The following is a 15282-nucleotide window of genomic DNA, read 5'->3' as shown; positions in this document are numbered from 1 at the left end:
GAGGCGTGACCCAGACTCGGACAACCAGGTTGGAGCGGGGCCGTGGCGCACTCGGCCCCGCACTGGAGCTCGTACACACCGGACGCGCGCCCACCCGCGCCGTCCTGACCTCCGAACTCGGCGTGACCCGCGCCACCGCGGGGGCGGTGGCCGCCGAGCTCGAAGCGCTCGGCCTGATCACCGTCGACTCCCGACCGACCGCCTCGGCCGGCTCCCAGGGGCGCCCCTCCCACCGGCTGACCGTCGCCGACAACGGGCCGGTCGTGCTCGCCGCACAGATCCACGCCGACGGGTTCCGGGTCGCCCTGGTCGGCCTCGGGGGCCGCATCGTGGCGACCTCGACCGGCTGCGGCACCATCCCCGCCGACCCGGCGCACGTGCTCGCCGACGCCGTCGGAGCCGGTGCGGAGCTGCTGCGCGAGACCGGACGGCGCTGTCTCGGCGCCGGCCTCGCGGTGCCCTCCGCGGTCGCCGAACCGGACGGCGAGGCCCTCAACCCGCTGCACCTCGCCTGGCCCGCGGGCGCCCCGGTCCGCGCACTGTTCCTGCGTGCGCTCACCGTCGCCGGCATCCCGGGCGTCACCGACGCGATCGGCTTCACCGGGAACGACGTCAACCTCATGGCGCTCGCCGAGCACCGCCACGGCGCCGGCCGGGGCGCCCGCGATCTGCTCTGCGTGGCCTCCGGACACCGGGGCGTGGGCGGGGCGCTGGTGCTCGACGGCCGGCTGCACAGCGGCAGTTCGGGCCTGGCGCTGGAGGTCGGCCATCTGACGGTCCACCCCGAAGGGGCGCCCTGCCACTGCGGCAGCCGCGGCTGCCTGGACGTCGAGGCGGACCCGCTCGCCTTCCTCGGCGCCGCGGGCCGCGAACCGGGCCCCGAGGTCTCCCTGCTCCAGCAGGCCGCCGAGCTGCTGCGGGACGAGTACGCCGATCCGGGCGTCCGCGCCGCGGCCGATCTCCTCATCGACCGGCTGGGCCTCGGGATCGCCGGGCTCGTCAACATCCTCAACCCCGACCGCATCATCCTCGGCGGGCTCCACCGCGACCTGCTGACGGCCGATCCGGAGCGGCTGCGCGCGGTGGTCGCCGACCGCAGTCTGTGGGGCCGCAGCGGCGGGGTGCCGATCCTGCCGTGCGGGCTCGACCACAACAGCCTGGTCGGCGCGGCGGAACTGGCCTGGCAGCCGGTGCTCGACGATCCGCTGGTCGTCCTCGACCGGTAGCGGCCGCCCGCGCACGACAGAGCCTAGGCTGCGCTCATGATTCCCGAAGCGGTCGCCCGCAGCCCGTACGTCAGCCTGGTCACCTTCCGCAGGAACGGCATCCCGGTGGCCACCCCCGTCTGGGCGGTGGCCGAAGGCGGTGAACTCCTGGTGTGGACGCGGGACGACAGCGGCAAGGTCAAGCGGCTGCGCAACGGCGCGCGGGTGACCGTCACCCCGTGCGATGTGCGCGGGCGGATCGCCGAGGGCGCGCAGACCCTCGAAGGCACCGGCCGGCTCCTGGAGGGGAGCACCGCGCTCGGCCGGGTGCGCAAGGCGATGGCGCGCAAATACGGGCTGCGGTTCCGGCTGATGGACGGCGTCGGCGCCGTGGTGCGCGGCGGGCGGCGGCCCCATGTGGGGATCTCCGTCACGCTGTAGTGGGTGCGGCCGTGGCCCGGCCGGGACGCGGGGTCCGTGGCCAGACGGCGGCGAAGGCGCGGGCGGGGTTCGCGGTCAGGCACCGCGTCACCAGGTCGGCCCCCAGGGCGAGTTCGAGGCGGGCGCGGTGGCGGCGCAGCAGATGCGGCATCCCCGGGCCGCCGTTGACCGACCGGGCGTCGGCCGTCGTGGTGTCGCCGCCCAGCAGGATCCGGTCCGCGAAGCCCGCGCCGGCCAGCTCGGCCAGCGCCTCCGGGAGTCGCCAGTCGGTCGCGTGATGGGCCCTTGAAGGGCCGTCGAACGCCAGATACGCCCCGGCCGCGGCCGCCGCCCGGTGCACCACGAGGTCCGGGGCGCGGTTGAGGTGGCCCAGGATCACCCGGTCCGGCGGCACCGCCAACTCCCCGCAGAGCAGGTCGAGTACGTCCAGCGCACCGGTCCCCGACTCCAGATGGACGCCGATCGCGGCGCCGGTCACCCGCTGGGCCTCGGCGGCCGCCGCCATGGTGTGCCGGGCGTGCCGGTCCAGCCCGTGGAAACCCCCGGCGACCTTGATCATCCCGGCGCGAGGGCCGTTGCTCCCGATCCCCTCGGTCAGCTCCCTGACGAACAGTCCGGCCGGATCGGACCCGATCCGCTCCAGCACCCCGGGGGCGTAGTGCACCGCCTGGTGGAGCCCGGTGGCCGCGACGATCCGCACCCCCGACTCCCGTGACAGTCGCGGGAGTTCGGCCGCGCCCCGGCCCATGCCGTGCGGCGTCCACTGGACCACCGCCGCGCCGCCGGCCGCGCGGAACGCGTCCAGTTCGGCGGCCGCCGCCCCGGGGTCGTCCAGCTCCTGGCCCGGCAGCCGGGGGCTGCGCAGGAAGAGGTGGTCGTGGGCGTCGCAGACGCCGAGGTCGCCGGGGGCGAGGTCGCCCAGGACCGTACGGACGGCGGGGGCGGCCGGACCGTCCGCTGCCGCCGGGGTCACCACTGCCGCCCCGTGGCCGGCCGCCCGGCGCCCGGCGCGGACAGGTGCAGCACCTGGAAGCGTGCCCCCGCGGCCCGCGGGGAGGTGTCGGCCCACAGGGTGAAGTGCACCAGCTCCCAGCGGTGCGGATCGAGCGCCAGCGCCGTGGTGTGCACCCCGTCCGTCGTGGCCAGCTCCTCGTGCGCGGCCGCCGCCTCCGCCACGGCGGTGGCCGCGTCGGCGTCGTCGGCGAGCGTCTCGGTCCGCCGGGTGAAGGCACGGGGCGGGGTGTCGGCGGCCGGCCCCCGCCCGTGGAACAGCGCCTGCCAGTGCCGCACCGCCGGCCGCCCGAAGTCGCGGACCACGCCGCGGAATCCGTCACCGAGCAGGAAGCGGTTCATGGCCTGCGGATCGGACCACAGATAGAACGGCGCGTACTGGTGGACCGGCGAACCGTCGACGCCGCGCTCGCGGATGCCGTACGCCTTCAGGGCGAGCCCGGCGCACTCGTCCAGGAGGTGGCCCCGGGACGCCACCCGGGCCCGGATGATCCGCATGTCGTAGTCGGCGGGCAGGGTGATCGCGTACTGCATGGCGTGCATGACGGACTCCGTAGGGGGAGGGGCTCAGTCGGACCGGCCCGCGGCGGGCAGGACCTGGGCGGCGAGCAGCGACAGCACGCCCCGGACGGCGGCGTCGAAGGGGGCGGTGTCGTCCGCGGCGCGGGCCAGGACGTAGCCGCCCTGGACGACGGCCGCGACGGCCGCGGCGCAGGCCGCCGGATCCAGCGCGCCGGCCAGCTCGCCGCGGCGCTGCCCCTGGGTGAGGACCTCGGCGATCCGCTCCCGCAGCCGGCCGAACATCTCGTCCAGCGGCGCCCGCAGCTCGGGACGTTCCACCATCTCGCGGTCCTGGGTCATCCGGCCGACCGGGCAGCCGCGCAGCACCTCCCGCTCACGCAGCAGATAGGCGGCGACCCGGTCGTACGCCGTGCCGGGGCCGGACAGGCACTCCTCGGCGGCCTCCGCCACGTCCCGCACGCTCCGCCGGAGCGCGGTGAGGGCGAGGTCGGACTTGCCGGCGAAGTGGTGGTACATGCTGCCCTGGCCGGCGTCCGCGCGCTCCAGGATCGCCTTGGGGCTGGTGCCGACGTACCCGCGCTCCCAGAGGAGTTCCTGGGTGCCGCGCACCAGCCGCTCCCGCGTGCCGGGGCGTTCCTCCTGGGGGCCGGGCCGTTCCCGAGTGCTCATACGGGAACTGTACATACTAGTAGTTACAGTGGCAAGGGCGGGCGGCCGGAGCAGGCGGCCGGGCCGCGCCTGCTTCCCGTGGCGTACGGGCGGAGCCGCCGTCCGTACGACGACCCGCGGCCCCCGGGGAGCCAGGCTCGAAGGAGACCGGACGTCCCGGTCGAGCGGGGACCGGCACACCGGCCCCGCCCCTTCCCCCGAGGAGCTGAGGACGATGTTCACGCTCGCCGCACCCTGGGCCGGCGGCGGCCCGGGCCCCTGGATCCTGTTCGTGCCCGTCGTCTGGGCGGTGGTCGTCGTCGGCGTGTTCGCCCTGCTGCGCCGCACCGGGTGGCGGCGCGGCGGACCCGGCGGGCACCCCCGTGGCCCGCAGCTCGCCGCCCGCTCCGACGGCCCCTCGCCGCTGGCCGTGCTCGGCCGGCGCTTCGCCGCGGGCGAGATCGACGAGGAGGAGTACTGGCGCCGGCTCTCCGTCCTGGAGGAGCACTTCGCCGGCGGCCCCAAGGGGGGCGCGGCCTGACCGCCGGCGGCAGGCGTCGCGGCCGCCCGTGAGGGGCGCGGGGCAGGCGGTCCGCCGTCAGCCGACCTTCGTGCCCCGCAGCCGCAGATGCGGACTGGCCGCCGCGGCGTCCGCCAGGGGCAGCGGCTCCCCGTCGGCGCGGCCCGCGCGGGCTTCGCCGGGCGCGGTGGTCAGAGCCGGAAGGGTGAACCACACGACCTTGCCGCTGCCGTCCGGGCGCACTCCCCAGCTCTCGCTGAGCGCCGCGATCAGCGCCAGCCCGCGGCCGCAGGTCTCCCAGGTGCCGGCGGCCCGCAGCCGCGGAAGCCGCGGGTCCTCGTCGTGCACCGAGACCGTCAACTGATCCAGGAGCACGCAGAGTTCCACGGTGCACTGCTTGCTGGGGCGGGCGTGCCGGTGGACATTGGCGAGGAGTTCGGTCACCCCGAGCGCCGCCGGGTCTATCAAGGCGTCGAGACGCCAGTACCGCAGCTGCGCGGAGACGATTCTGCGCACATGTCCGATGCGAGCCGGAACGGCTTGGAGCTCCACCGTGCAGTGCCTGCTGGGCTGCCTGATCACGACCGCGACTCCCTGATGAGGCCGGGCGCCCCTCATGCCGGGCAGGGGCGAAGATCGGATCCAGCGATGCCGACTGCGCCACAGCGTCACCGCTGGTGAACCCTCAGTGATACGAGTACAGGGTCATCCAGTCGGTGCGCTCCCGCAACCGCACGTCCCGGCCGGAAGAGGCCGTCAGGTGCGCGGTGGACGCGCCGCTTCCAGTGCCTTGAGGAAGAGCTCCGGGGCGCCGAGGGTGAGGGAGTAGCGGTGCCCGTTGAGCCGGGCCAGGGCGCGGTCCCGCGCCGCGAAGAGCGGCTTGTGGGCCTGCACGGCCTGCAGCGGGGCGCTGTCGATCTCGGTGCCGTAGCTGGTCAGCAGCGCCAGCCTGCCGTCGGCGATGACGACCTGTCCGGCGCGTGTCAAGGACCGCAGCCACCGCTCGATCCGTACGCCGGTCGCGTTGAACTCGGCCTCCGCCATGCCGGCACCTCCTCGGTGAACGGGCAGCTGCCCTCCACCGCCCCTTGGGTGAAGTCTGCCGGTATGGCGCCCGGTGCACCAGTCTCCCCCGTGCCGAGCGCCCGCAACGGCGCCTCCCCACGGCCTCCTTGGGGTTTCTCAAAGCGATGTTTATGCAGGTGGGAGAGGTGCGGTGGGGGTTATAGTCGGAATCGGCCCGCCGCTGCGTGGCCGTTGTCCCAGCCCCTTGAGGAGTGCGCCGGTGAGCACCGCACAGCAGCCGCAGAGCCGGCCCGACCACGAGACCGCGGGTCCGGGCCCGCTGCCGACCGTCGATGTCGACCGCACGGATCCGGACTACCGAAGCTGGCTGAAAGAAGCCGTTCGCAAGGTGCAGGCGGACGCCAACCGAACCGCCGACACCCACCTGCTGCGCTTCCCGCTGCCCGAGGCGTGGGGGATCGACCTCTACCTCAAGGACGAGTCGACGCACCCCACCGGCAGCCTCAAGCACCGGCTGGCGCGCTCGCTTTTCCTCTACGGGCTGTGCAACGGCTGGATCCGCCCCGACAAGCCCGTCATCGAGTCCTCCAGCGGCTCCACGGCCGTGTCCGAGGCCTACTTCGCCTCGCTGATCGGGGTGCCGTTCATCGCGGTGATGCCGGCCACCACCAGCCAGGAGAAGACCCGGCTGATCGAGTTCCACGGCGGCACCTGCCATCTGGTGGACGACCCGCGGACGGTCTACGAGGTCTCCGCCCGGCTCGCCGCCGAATCCGGCGGCCACTACATGGACCAGTTCACCTACGCGGAACGGGCCACGGACTGGCGCGGCAACAACAACATCGCCGAGTCGATCTACCAGCAGCTGCGGCTGGAGCGCTATCCCGAGCCCGCCTGGATCGTGGCCACCGCGGGCACCGGCGGCACCTCCGCGACCATCGCCCGCTACGTCCACTACATGCAGTACGACACCCGTGTGTGCGTCCCCGACCCGGAGAACTCCTGCTTCTTCGACGGCTGGCGCACCGGGGACGCGCGGAGCGACTGCGCCACCGCCTCACGCATCGAGGGCATCGGGCGGCCCCGGATGGAGCCCAGCTTCGTGCCCGGCGCCATCGACCGGATGATGAAGGTGCCGGACGCGGCCAGCATCGCCGCGGTCCGCGCCCTGGAGTCCGCGATCGGCCGCAAGGCGGGCGGCTCGACCGGCACCGGGCTGTGGAGCTCCCTGCGGATCGTCGCCGAGATGGTCGCCGACGGCCGCACGGGGTCCGTCGTCACGCTGCTGTGCGACCCGGGCGACCGCTACCTCGACAAGTACTACTCCGATGCCTGGCTGGCCTCCCAGGGCCTGGACATCACGCCCTACGCGCGCACCCTGGAGGAGTTCCTCGCCACCGGCTCCTGGCCCGTCTGAGCCGTCGCTCAGCCCCGGGCGAGCCGGCGGTCCAGGGCCCGGGCCGACTGCCGGAAGGCCCGGCCCAGGCCGGGCCTCGCCAGCGTCAGCAGAAGGCGGAACGGCGCCGGACCGTCCGCCGCGAACATCCACCGCAGCCGGGTGCCGCCGCCGGCCGGCGTCAGCCGCCAGTCCTCCAGCAGCGCCCGCACGCCCGGGGCGTTGGTGGTGTCGACCCGGTAGGCGTAGTGCGCGGCGGGCTCGGCGGCCAGGACCGTCTCGGCGAAGCGGGTGCCGCCGGTCAGCCACACCTCCCGGCCCGTGCCGTCGCGCGTGGGCGCCGCGCGGGAGACGCCCGCGAACCAGCTGGACCAGTCCGCCACCTCCTCGGCCAGCGCCGCGTAGACCGCCGCGGGCGGTGCGGCGAGTTCCGCGGCGAACACCAGCCGCAGCGGGGCGGACGCGGTGAAGTCGAGTTCGACGGGGCGCAGTCGGCGTGCCATGGGAGAGTCCCCCTGGGAACGGTCGGCGGACCGGGGGAGCCCCGGCGCGGCACACCATAGCCGCCGTCCCGTCAGATGTCTGCGTCCGCCGGCTCCTCGCCCGCCACGACCAGCTCCGGCGGCAGCTCGGCGAACTCCGCGCGCGCCGCGGCGGGCAGCCCGGAGTCGGTCACCAGCACCGCCACCTGGTCCAGCGAGGCGAACGAACTCAGGCCCACCGTGCCCCACTTGGTGTGGTCGGCGACCACCACCACCCGCCGCGCGGAGCGCACGAAGTGCCGGTTGGTCTCCGCCTCCGCCAGATTCGGCGTCGACAGCCCCGCCTCCACCGATATGCCGTGCACCCCCAGGAACAGCACGTCGAAGTGGAGCGAACGGATCGCGGCGTCCGCGACCGGTCCCACCAGCGTGTCCGACGGCGTCCGCACCCCGCCCGTCAGCACGACCGTGGCGGCCCCCGCGCGGGGCCCGCCACCGCTGGCCGCGGCCCGCTGCGCGGTGTAGAACACATCGGCCACCCGCACCGAATTCGTCACCACCGTCAGATCGGGCACGTCCAGCAGGCGCTGGGCCAGCGCGAACGCGGTGGTGCCGCCGGCCAGCGCGATGGCGCTGCCCGGCGCCGCCATCTCGGCGGCGGCCCGGGCGATGTCCTCCTTGGCGCTCAGCTCCAGCGCCGACTTCGCCTCGAATCCCGGCTCGTGCGCGCTGGGCTCGCTGACCGGCACCGCGCCGCCGTGCACCTTCTCCACCATGCCCTGCCGGGCGAGGGCGTCCAGATCGCGGCGGACCGTCATGTCCGACACCTTGAGCCTGCGGGTGAGTTCATTGACCCGTACCCCGCCGCGCCGTCTGACCTCGTCGAGAATCAGGGCCCGCCGCTGTTCCGCGAGGAGGTTCTGGTTGTCACTCACCCCGGCCCGTCCCTTCCGCCCCGGCTCTCGCTCCCGGGTCTGCGCGCCGGCTGCTGTCCGCGATCACTGATGCCCTCATCCTCGCACGTGGTACCGACAGTGACGCCGGTTGCCGGTGGGAAGCGGCGGTAGGCGGCGGTGAGCAGTGGGAAGCGGACGGGCGGCCGGTTCCGGGCGCAAGCCGCGGTGCGGGGACTGGATGCGTGCCCACCGGACAGGGACAATCCCGGGGGCGCCGCACCGCACGGCGCCACACCGACTACGGGGGAGACTGTGGAGTCCATGGAGACCGCGGGAGCGACACCGCCCGCCCGCGCGAAGGACCGTGACACCCCGCCAGACGGGCCGCCCCCGACGGCCCCCCGGCTCTCGCTGGAGCTGCTGGTGCACGGGGTCGGCGGCACCTCGGCCCAGGACATGCTCGGCGATCCCCGCGTCCGCCTGGTCACCGGCGACGACACCGCGGCCTGCTACCGCCGCACCGACGACGCGGACGCCGAGCAGCGGCCCGACGACTACCGGGGCGAGCCGGTCCGCGAGGCGTACTGCTGGTCCAACCTCACCTCCGGCAACGGCGCCCGCGCCCTGTGGCTGATCCTGCTGCCCTTCATGGTCGCCAACCTCGCCCACTGGATGCGCCCGGCCGCCCCGCCCGAGCACCGCGCCCAGCGTCTCTACGACGTGCTGGTGCGGATCCTCGCCCTCACCCTCACCGTGCTGCTCGCCGCCGCGGCCTGCGAGGTCGCCCTCGACCTCACGGCCTGGCAGTGCGCCGGCACCACCGCCTGCGCCGCCGGCAAGTCCTGGATGGGCTTCCTCAGCCCCGAGAACTCCGGCTGGTGGAGCGCCCCGGGCCGCCGCCTCGCCCTCGCCGCCACCGTGCCGCTGGCCGTGGTCGGCTTCCTGTGGTGGCTCTCGCGCCGTACGTGGAGCGCCTACGAGTCGGCCTCGCCGCCGCCGCGGCGGCCCGGCACCTCCCGCGACGTCCCGCCCGCCGAACGCACCGCGCTCAGCCTCGAAGGCTTCTGGTACGGCCGCCGGGTGGTCGCCCGGCTGCGCGCCGCGCACACCACGGCCGGGGTGCTGACCATCGGGACCGTGCTGCTCGCCGCCGGCGCCAGGGCCGACGCGCGGGCGGGCGGCAGCGTCGTCCTGGCGGCCACCGGCCGGGCACTGGCCGTCCTGGTCGCGCTGCTCGCCGCCGCCGCCCTGGCGGTCGTGTGGCACACCGCCCGCAGCGAGGCCGCGCCGGACGACCAGTCCGACCGCCCGGTCGTGCGGGCACTGCCGTACGCCGCCCTCGCCACACTGGTGCTGATCGCCGTGCACACCGGCTGGGCGCGCCCCGGGGCCCGCAGCCACGGCGCGCTGCCCGGTGCCGCGGCCTTCGGCGGCATCGCCGTCTTCCAGAGCCTGCTGGTCCTCGCGCTGGCGCTGACCGCCTGGGTCCTGCAGCGCGCCGCCCGGGACGACGCCCGCACCGCCCTGCGCGGCATGGGCGGACCGGCCGTCGCCCTGCTGGCCTGCGCGGTCGGCGGGGTGCTGTCCGGGGGAGTGGCGCAGCGCTTCGCGGACTGGCTGGACGGGGACGCGACACCCGGCCAGGCACACGCGCCGATCCCCGGCCCGCCGGTCCTGCTGTCCTGGCAGGCCTCGGTCCTGCCGGTGCTCCTGGTGGTCGTCGCCGCGGTCGCGGTGCTCGCCGCCGTCCGGGTGGTGGTCGTCCGCGGCCGGGTGGCCCGTGACGTCCCCGGGCTCTACGACCCGCGCGAGCACCTCGCCCGGCGCCGCGTCCGGGGTATCGCCGGTGCCATCGCCCGGGCCGGACTCACCGACGCCGCCCCCGTCCTGGTCGCGGCCATCGCGGCGGTCACCCTCGTCCTCGGGGCCGGTGCGGTGGCCGGTGCCTGGCTCACCGACCTGGCGCCCGGCCGCGCCACCGAGGGCGCGACACCCGTCGTGCACGCCGCCGCCGAGACCGCGGAGTCCCTCGGCTCCTGGCTGATGGGCGCCGGCGTCATACTGCTGGTCACCATGGGCCGGCGCGCCTACCGCGACCACGCCGCGCGCCGCACCATCGGCATCCTCTGGGACGTCGGCACGTTCTGGCCGCGCGCCGCCCACCCCTTCGCGCCGCCCTGTTACGCCGAGCGTGCCGTCCCCGACCTCACTTGGCGGATGGCCACCTGGACCGAGCGGTTCGACGGCCGGCTGGTGCTCTCCGGGCACTCCCAGGGCAGTGTGCTGGCGGCCGCCGCCGTCTGGCAGCTGGACCTGGTCACCCGCAGCCGGGTCGCGCTGCTGACGTACGGCAGTCCTCTGGAGCGCCTCTACGGCCGCTGGTTCCCGGCCTTCTTCGGGCCGCCGGCGCTGACCGGTCTGCACCGCCAGATGGACGACTGGCGCAATCTGTGGCGCTTCACCGACCCGATCGGCGGCCCGATCCGGCTCACCTGCGAGGACGGCCGGCGGATCGACGAGGGGCCGCTGCGTGACCCGCTGGCCTTCGGCCGCACCCTGCACCACCCGCTGCCCGCCCAGATCCTGGCCCACAGCGACTACCAGGCCGATCCGGTCTTCGACCGGGTGCGCGCCGAGCTCATCGCCCGGCTCGGCCCGGACCTGCCGGGGCAGCGGCCCGCCGACGGCCCGGACCGCCGTGCGGATCAGGGGAGTTCGGGCAGATCGTCCGCGTAGAGCAGGGTCAGGTCGTCGGTGCTCGGGTCGGTCAGCTGCGCCACCCGGCCCGCGTGCCGCTCGACCATCGCCTCGAAGGTCTGCCGCGCGGTGCGGCCGTTGCCGAACGAGGGTCCCTTGGGCAGCGCCGTGAAGTGCTTCAACAGCGCCTCGCCGGTGCCCTCGGCGAGGCGGTACTCGTGCTCCTCACCCTGCTGCTCGACGATCCGCAGCAGCTCCTCCGGCGCGTAATCGCCGAAGGTGATGGTCCGTGAGAAACGGGACGCCACACCGGGGTTGACCGCCAGGAAGCGCGCCATCTCGGCGGTGTAGCCCGCCACGATCACCACCACCGCCTCCCGGTGGTCCTCCATCAGCTTCACCAGGGTGTCGATGGCTTCCTTGCCGAAGTCCCGTCCGGAGTCCTCGGGGGAGAGGGCGTAGGCCTCGTCGATGAACAGCACCCCGCCGCGTGCCCGCTCGAACGCCTCCTGGGTGCGGATCGCCGTCGACCCGATGTGCTCGCCCACCAGGTCCACCCGGGAGACCTCCACCAGATGCCCGCGGTCCAGCACCCCGAGGGCGGCGAGGATCTCACCGTAGAGGCGGGCCACGGTGGTCTTGCCGGTACCGGGGGAGCCGGTGAAGACCAGATGGCGGCGCACCGAGGCGGCCTTCAGCCCCGCCTCCTGCCGCCGGCGCCCCACCTCGATCATGTTGATCAGGCTGCGCACCTCACGCTTGACGCTCTCCAGGCCCACCAGGGTGTCCAGTTCGCCCAGCACCTCGCCGGAGGGCCGGCCGCTGACGGCCGGTCCGGCGGCGGGCGAGGGCGGGGAAGCGGCGGGCGCGGCGGCCTGGGGCGCGCCCTGCGCCGGCACGGTGCCCAGCAACCCGGTGGTCCGCGTCAGCTGCTGGACCGCGGGCGCCGCCACCGCACCGGTGGCCGGCGCCGGGTGGGCGCGGCTCTCGTCGCTGGTGCAGTCCCGGACCGCCGGCCCGTCGCCCTGCCCCGCGCCGCCCTCGGCGAACTCGTAGCCGCCGCGCGCGCACCGCTCCGTACGGCACCGCGTCAGGGTGGTCCGGCAGCCGTCGATCACATGGAAGCCGAAGCCCGAACTCCCGGTGACCCGGCAGCCGTGGAAGGTGCCGCGGCCCTCCGCGGAGACGTAGAACCCGGCCTCGGCCGGTGAACTGACCGTGCACCCCTCGATGGTGGGGTCCGCGCCCTTGGTGACGATCACGCCGGTCTGGGCGGCGTCGATGGTGCAGTTGGCGAGCGTGCCGCCGCTGCCGTGGTCGCGGAACCACGCGCCGGTGGCGGCCTCGCGGATCCGGCAGTCGTCGAGCTGGACGGTCGCGCCGTCGCTGACCGAGACCGCGGTGTTGCGGACCTGGGTGAGGTCGCAGTCCACGACGTCCGCGCGCGAGCCCCGGTCCAGCACGAACAGCGCGTCCGGCACGTCGTGCACCCGGGTCGAGTCGAGCACGGCGGTGGCGCCGTCGCTGACCCACACCGCCGGGTAGTCGCCGGTACTGTCGTGGATCTCGCACCGGTTGGCGTCCACCCGGGTGCCCGGGTCCCAGACGGACAGGCCGTTGCGTCCGAAGTGCCGCACCGTGCTGCGGGTCAGGGTGAGCACCGAGCGGGAGCGCAGATCGACCGCGTTCTCCGGGATGTCGTGGATGTCGCAGTCGGCGAGGGTGAGGACCGCGTCGGTGTCCAGGGTGACCCCGTCGGCGGAGGTGCGGTGCACGGTGCAGTCGGTGAAGTGGCCGGTGGCCCGCGCGGCGATCTGGATCCCCGCGCCCTTGATCTCGTAGAACTCGCAGCCGACCGCCTCGACCGCGCTGCCCTCGCCGTTGACCGACAGACCGGCTCCCGAGGCGTGGTGGATCCGGCAGTTCTCCAGCCGCGGATGGGCCCCGTCGCGCACCGCCACACCGGCCTGCCCGGCGGCCATCACCTCGCACTCCTCGAAGAGGCCGCCGGCGCCGTCCAGGACGCTGATGCCGACCCCGCCCGGATTGTCCACCGTGCAGCGGCGCACCGTCGGGCGGGCGCCGCCGCGGACCTCGATGCCGGACGCGGAGCGGGTCACCACCCGCAGCCCGGACAGCTCCGGGGCGCCGTCCTCCACCAGCAGGGCCGGCGACGCCGAATCCGTCGCCTCCAGATGCAGATCGTGGACGGTGGCCGAGGCGCGGACCGTCAGCGCCACCCCGTCGGCCGGGGCGATCCGCACCGAACCGCGGGCGCCCTCCGGGCCGCGCAGCGTCACCGCGCGCACCAGCACCAGATTCTCCCGGTACGTACCGGCCGGGACGGTCAGCACATCGCCGTCCCCGGCGGCCTCCAGGGCGGCGGCGAGCGAGCTGTACTCCCCTGTACGGCGCCGCCACCGGGAGGTTCCGGAGTGCGTCACCTGGACCGAGCCCTGTGCCATGGTGCTGTCGTGTCCCCACTTCGTGCGGCTGTGTCGGCTCGCCGGCATCCGTCCGCGGATGTCCGCTTTCCGGCCTGCGAGGCGCCGGCCGAGGGGCCGGCGCCACCACCGTAGCGCGCCGGACGAACGGTGGTTGACACGGTCAGCGGCCTGCTCGGCCGCCCTCAACTACCGGCATCGGCCCGGCCCCAGTCCTGGCCCGCCCGTTCCCACTCCCGGTCCCAGCGGCGGAAGCGACGTACCGTCAAATGCCAGCCGACCAGCCGCCTGGCACCCTCGATCATCATGCCGACGCCGGCCGCCGTGCCCAGCCCCGCCAGCACCGCGTGCGTACCGGCCGTGCTGACGTCCATCGGCCGCGGCATCACCCGGCCCCGGCCGTCCGCCCAGATCCGGAACCGTTCGCCGGGCTCGACGGGGCGGGGCGCGGCCAGCTCCCCGATCCGCTCGCTGCCGTCCGGCGCGACCCAGCGGGCCAGGACCCGGCGGTGCGCGTCGCGCTGCGAGGCGGTCTCCGGGTCGGGGTCCAGCGGGGTCCGCGAGACCAGCCGGTCGACCGTGACCCACACCAGATGCCGCTGCTGGTGCTGTATCCGCACGCTGTCCAGCAGCGCGCCGTGCGCGGCCCGGCCGACGGCCCAGCCCGCTGAGGTCGCGCCGAGGGCGATCAGCAGGGCGGCGGCCAGCGCCACCCAGGCCTCGATCCGGTCGGTGCGGCGCCACAGCGGACTGTGCCGCCAGCGCCACACGCCTCGCATCGCTCGCATGGTTGCCCCCTCTCGGTGTGTCCGTGAATACCTCATCGCGGGTGGTCCACGCGAGAGTTCTGCGAAGAGGGAGCAACTTCGCGACGTACAAAACGTGACATCAGGAGGGATAGGCACGCCGCTCGCACGTCTGTCGCCCTGCGGCCCGACCCGTCAGCGCACGGGCTCGCGGCCGTCGGCATCCGGGTCGGTGAGGGGCCAGGACGCCTTGGGCCGCCTCCTGGACCGCATGATCGACGGGCTGACGGCGACGGGCTGACGGCCTGCGGTGCGGCGGCTACGGGACCCCGGCGGCCGTCCCGGGCGGCCGCCGCGAACTGTCCGCCCCGGCGAAGGGCCGCCCCGGGCTGCTCAGTCGAGGACCTCGAAGGGGTCGCCGATCCGGATCGTGCCGGTCCCGCGCGGGATCAGGTTCTGGCCGAAAACCAGGCGGTCGCCGAAGCGGCGGTGGCGGGCCAGCGTGCGCAGCGGCTCCTTGCCGCGCTCGGCGGTGTGCTGGTCGGTGGTCGTGACCACGCAGCGCGCGCTGGGCTTGGCCACCTGGAAGACCACCTCGCCGATGCGGATCCGCCGCCAGTCGTCCTCCGCCCAGGGAGCCGTGCCGTCCACGACCACATTGGGCCGGAATCGGTTCATGGGCAGCGGCCCGTCGTCGGCGTGGTCGCCCTGCGCGATGAGGGAGTTGAGGGCGTCGAGCGAGGAACTCGCCGTCAGCAGCAGCGGGAAGCCGTCGGCGAAGCCGACCGTGTCGCCGGGCTCGCTGTACTCCGGGTCGACCGGGCGGCGCTTGTCCGGGGCGTCGAGATGCATCAGCCGGCAGTCGACGCCCAGATAGCCGCGGAACCACTCGGCCGCCGCCCCCGCCGCCGGCACCGCCTCGACCCGGTCCTTCCAGACCTCGACCGGGAACGTCTCCCCGGAGGCGGGCACCTCGACCGTCAGCGGCTGCCGTCCGGGCGCGGTCAGGCGCAGCGCGCCGCCCGGCAGCCCCTGGGCATGCGCCAACGCCAGGGCGGGCAGCTGCCGTTGGGTGAGCTGCCGGTGCTCGGCGTCGACCAGCAGCCAGCGGCGGTCCCCGGCGAGCCCCCACGGCTCCACGACCGCTTCGCCGGGACCGGACCCCGCAAGGGACTTGACCGGGTAGAGGTGGATCGAACGGAGTGCAGGCGTCGGCATGCCGTCCATCCTGCCAGCCGTCTCGGACCA

The 15282-nt window shown here is 74.9% G+C and carries 15 protein-coding genes; 5 read left to right on the top strand and 10 right to left on the bottom strand.

Annotated features, from left to right (window positions below):
* Nucleotides 1-5: 5 nt before the first annotated feature.
* Together ACQP17_RS04420 and ACQP17_RS04415 are read left to right on the top strand one after the other, a co-directional pair.
* Nucleotides 6-1226 carry an ROK family protein gene (locus tag ACQP17_RS04420; protein ID WP_433855025.1) on the top strand — a complete coding sequence of 407 codons (1221 nt, stop codon included), beginning with the start codon at nt 6-8 and terminating at the stop codon, nt 1224-1226.
* 36 nt (nt 1227-1262) lie between these two features.
* Nucleotides 1263-1646 (top strand): PPOX class F420-dependent oxidoreductase, encoded by a 384-nt coding sequence (locus tag ACQP17_RS04415; RefSeq protein WP_433855024.1) that lies wholly within the window; start codon nt 1263-1265, stop codon nt 1644-1646.
* On the opposite strand, the gene ACQP17_RS04410 is transcribed toward ACQP17_RS04415, so the two are convergent.
* Genes ACQP17_RS04410 through ACQP17_RS04400 form a run of 3 tightly spaced genes read right to left on the bottom strand, consistent with a single transcriptional unit; the run spans nt 1636 to nt 3863 of the window.
* Nucleotides 1636-2622 (bottom strand): phosphotriesterase family protein, encoded by a 987-nt coding sequence (locus ACQP17_RS04410; RefSeq protein ID WP_433855023.1) that lies wholly within the window; start codon nt 2620-2622, stop codon nt 1636-1638. The genes ACQP17_RS04415 and ACQP17_RS04410 overlap by 11 nt on opposite strands.
* Nucleotides 2616-3200 (bottom strand): DUF4865 family protein, encoded by a 585-nt coding sequence (locus tag ACQP17_RS04405; protein WP_433855022.1) that lies wholly within the window; start codon nt 3198-3200, stop codon nt 2616-2618. The genes ACQP17_RS04410 and ACQP17_RS04405 overlap by 7 nt, the downstream gene beginning before the upstream one ends.
* Nucleotides 3201-3224: 24 nt before the next feature.
* Entirely contained in the window at nt 3225-3863 is a 639-nt protein-coding gene (locus tag ACQP17_RS04400; protein ID WP_433855021.1) for a TetR/AcrR family transcriptional regulator, read from the bottom strand.
* 199 nt (nt 3864-4062) lie between these two features.
* On the opposite strand from ACQP17_RS04400, the gene ACQP17_RS04395 reads away from it, so the two are divergent.
* Nucleotides 4063-4368 (top strand): SHOCT domain-containing protein, encoded by a 306-nt coding sequence (locus ACQP17_RS04395; protein ID WP_433855020.1) that lies wholly within the window; start codon nt 4063-4065, stop codon nt 4366-4368.
* 57 nt (nt 4369-4425) lie between these two features.
* Here ACQP17_RS04395 and ACQP17_RS04390 read toward each other — a convergent pair whose 3' ends face one another.
* Together ACQP17_RS04390 and ACQP17_RS04385 are read right to left on the bottom strand one after the other, a co-directional pair.
* Nucleotides 4426-4929 carry an ATP-binding protein gene (locus ACQP17_RS04390; RefSeq protein WP_433855019.1) on the bottom strand — a complete coding sequence of 168 codons (504 nt, stop codon included), beginning with the start codon at nt 4927-4929 and terminating at the stop codon, nt 4426-4428.
* Nucleotides 4930-5103: 174 nt separating this feature from the next.
* Nucleotides 5104-5391 carry a hypothetical protein gene (locus ACQP17_RS04385; RefSeq protein ID WP_329153219.1) on the bottom strand — a complete coding sequence of 96 codons (288 nt, stop codon included), beginning with the start codon at nt 5389-5391 and terminating at the stop codon, nt 5104-5106.
* Between the two features lie 241 nt (nt 5392-5632).
* Here ACQP17_RS04385 and ACQP17_RS04380 point away from each other — a divergent pair, with 241 nt between their 5' ends.
* The gene (locus tag ACQP17_RS04380; protein ID WP_433855018.1) at nt 5633-6790 is read left to right on the top strand and encodes a PLP-dependent cysteine synthase family protein; all 1158 of its coding nucleotides are present in this window, start codon (nt 5633-5635) and stop codon (nt 6788-6790) included.
* 8 nt (nt 6791-6798) lie between these two features.
* Here the strand turns inward: ACQP17_RS04380 and ACQP17_RS04375 are convergent, their stop codons facing one another.
* Entirely contained in the window at nt 6799-7272 is a 474-nt protein-coding gene (locus ACQP17_RS04375; protein WP_433855017.1) for an SRPBCC family protein, read from the bottom strand.
* A 71-nt stretch (nt 7273-7343) separates the two neighbouring features.
* On the bottom strand, nt 7344-8186 hold the full coding sequence (locus ACQP17_RS04370) for a DeoR/GlpR family DNA-binding transcription regulator (RefSeq protein WP_329153222.1): 843 nt from the start codon (nt 8184-8186) through the stop codon (nt 7344-7346).
* A 282-nt stretch (nt 8187-8468) separates the two neighbouring features.
* Between ACQP17_RS04370 and ACQP17_RS04365 the strand changes: the two genes are divergently transcribed.
* Nucleotides 8469-10883, top strand: coding sequence for a hypothetical protein (locus ACQP17_RS04365; RefSeq protein ID WP_433855016.1), 2415 nt, complete (start codon nt 8469-8471; stop codon nt 10881-10883).
* Here ACQP17_RS04365 and ACQP17_RS04360 read toward each other — a convergent pair.
* The 3 genes from ACQP17_RS04360 to ACQP17_RS04350 form a co-directional block, all read right to left on the bottom strand.
* Nucleotides 10853-13309 carry a right-handed parallel beta-helix repeat-containing protein gene (locus tag ACQP17_RS04360; protein ID WP_433855015.1) on the bottom strand — a complete coding sequence of 819 codons (2457 nt, stop codon included), beginning with the start codon at nt 13307-13309 and terminating at the stop codon, nt 10853-10855. The two genes, ACQP17_RS04365 and ACQP17_RS04360, sit on opposite strands and share 31 nt — an antisense overlap.
* A 164-nt stretch (nt 13310-13473) precedes the next feature.
* Nucleotides 13474-14067 (bottom strand): Rv1733c family protein, encoded by a 594-nt coding sequence (locus ACQP17_RS04355; RefSeq protein ID WP_364876790.1) that lies wholly within the window; start codon nt 14065-14067, stop codon nt 13474-13476.
* A gap of 360 nt (nt 14068-14427) precedes the next feature.
* The gene (locus ACQP17_RS04350) at nt 14428-15252 is read right to left on the bottom strand and encodes an MOSC domain-containing protein (protein ID WP_433855014.1); all 825 of its coding nucleotides are present in this window, start codon (nt 15250-15252) and stop codon (nt 14428-14430) included.
* Nucleotides 15253-15282: the final 30 nt, after the last annotated feature.

The sequence above is a fragment of the Streptomyces kronopolitis genome (genome assembly GCF_050953795.1).
GTDB lineage: Bacteria > Actinomycetota > Actinomycetes > Streptomycetales > Streptomycetaceae > Streptomyces > Streptomyces kronopolitis_A.
The sequence above is the reverse complement of the archived record's forward strand: the minus strand, read 5'-3'. Positions and strand labels throughout refer to the sequence as shown.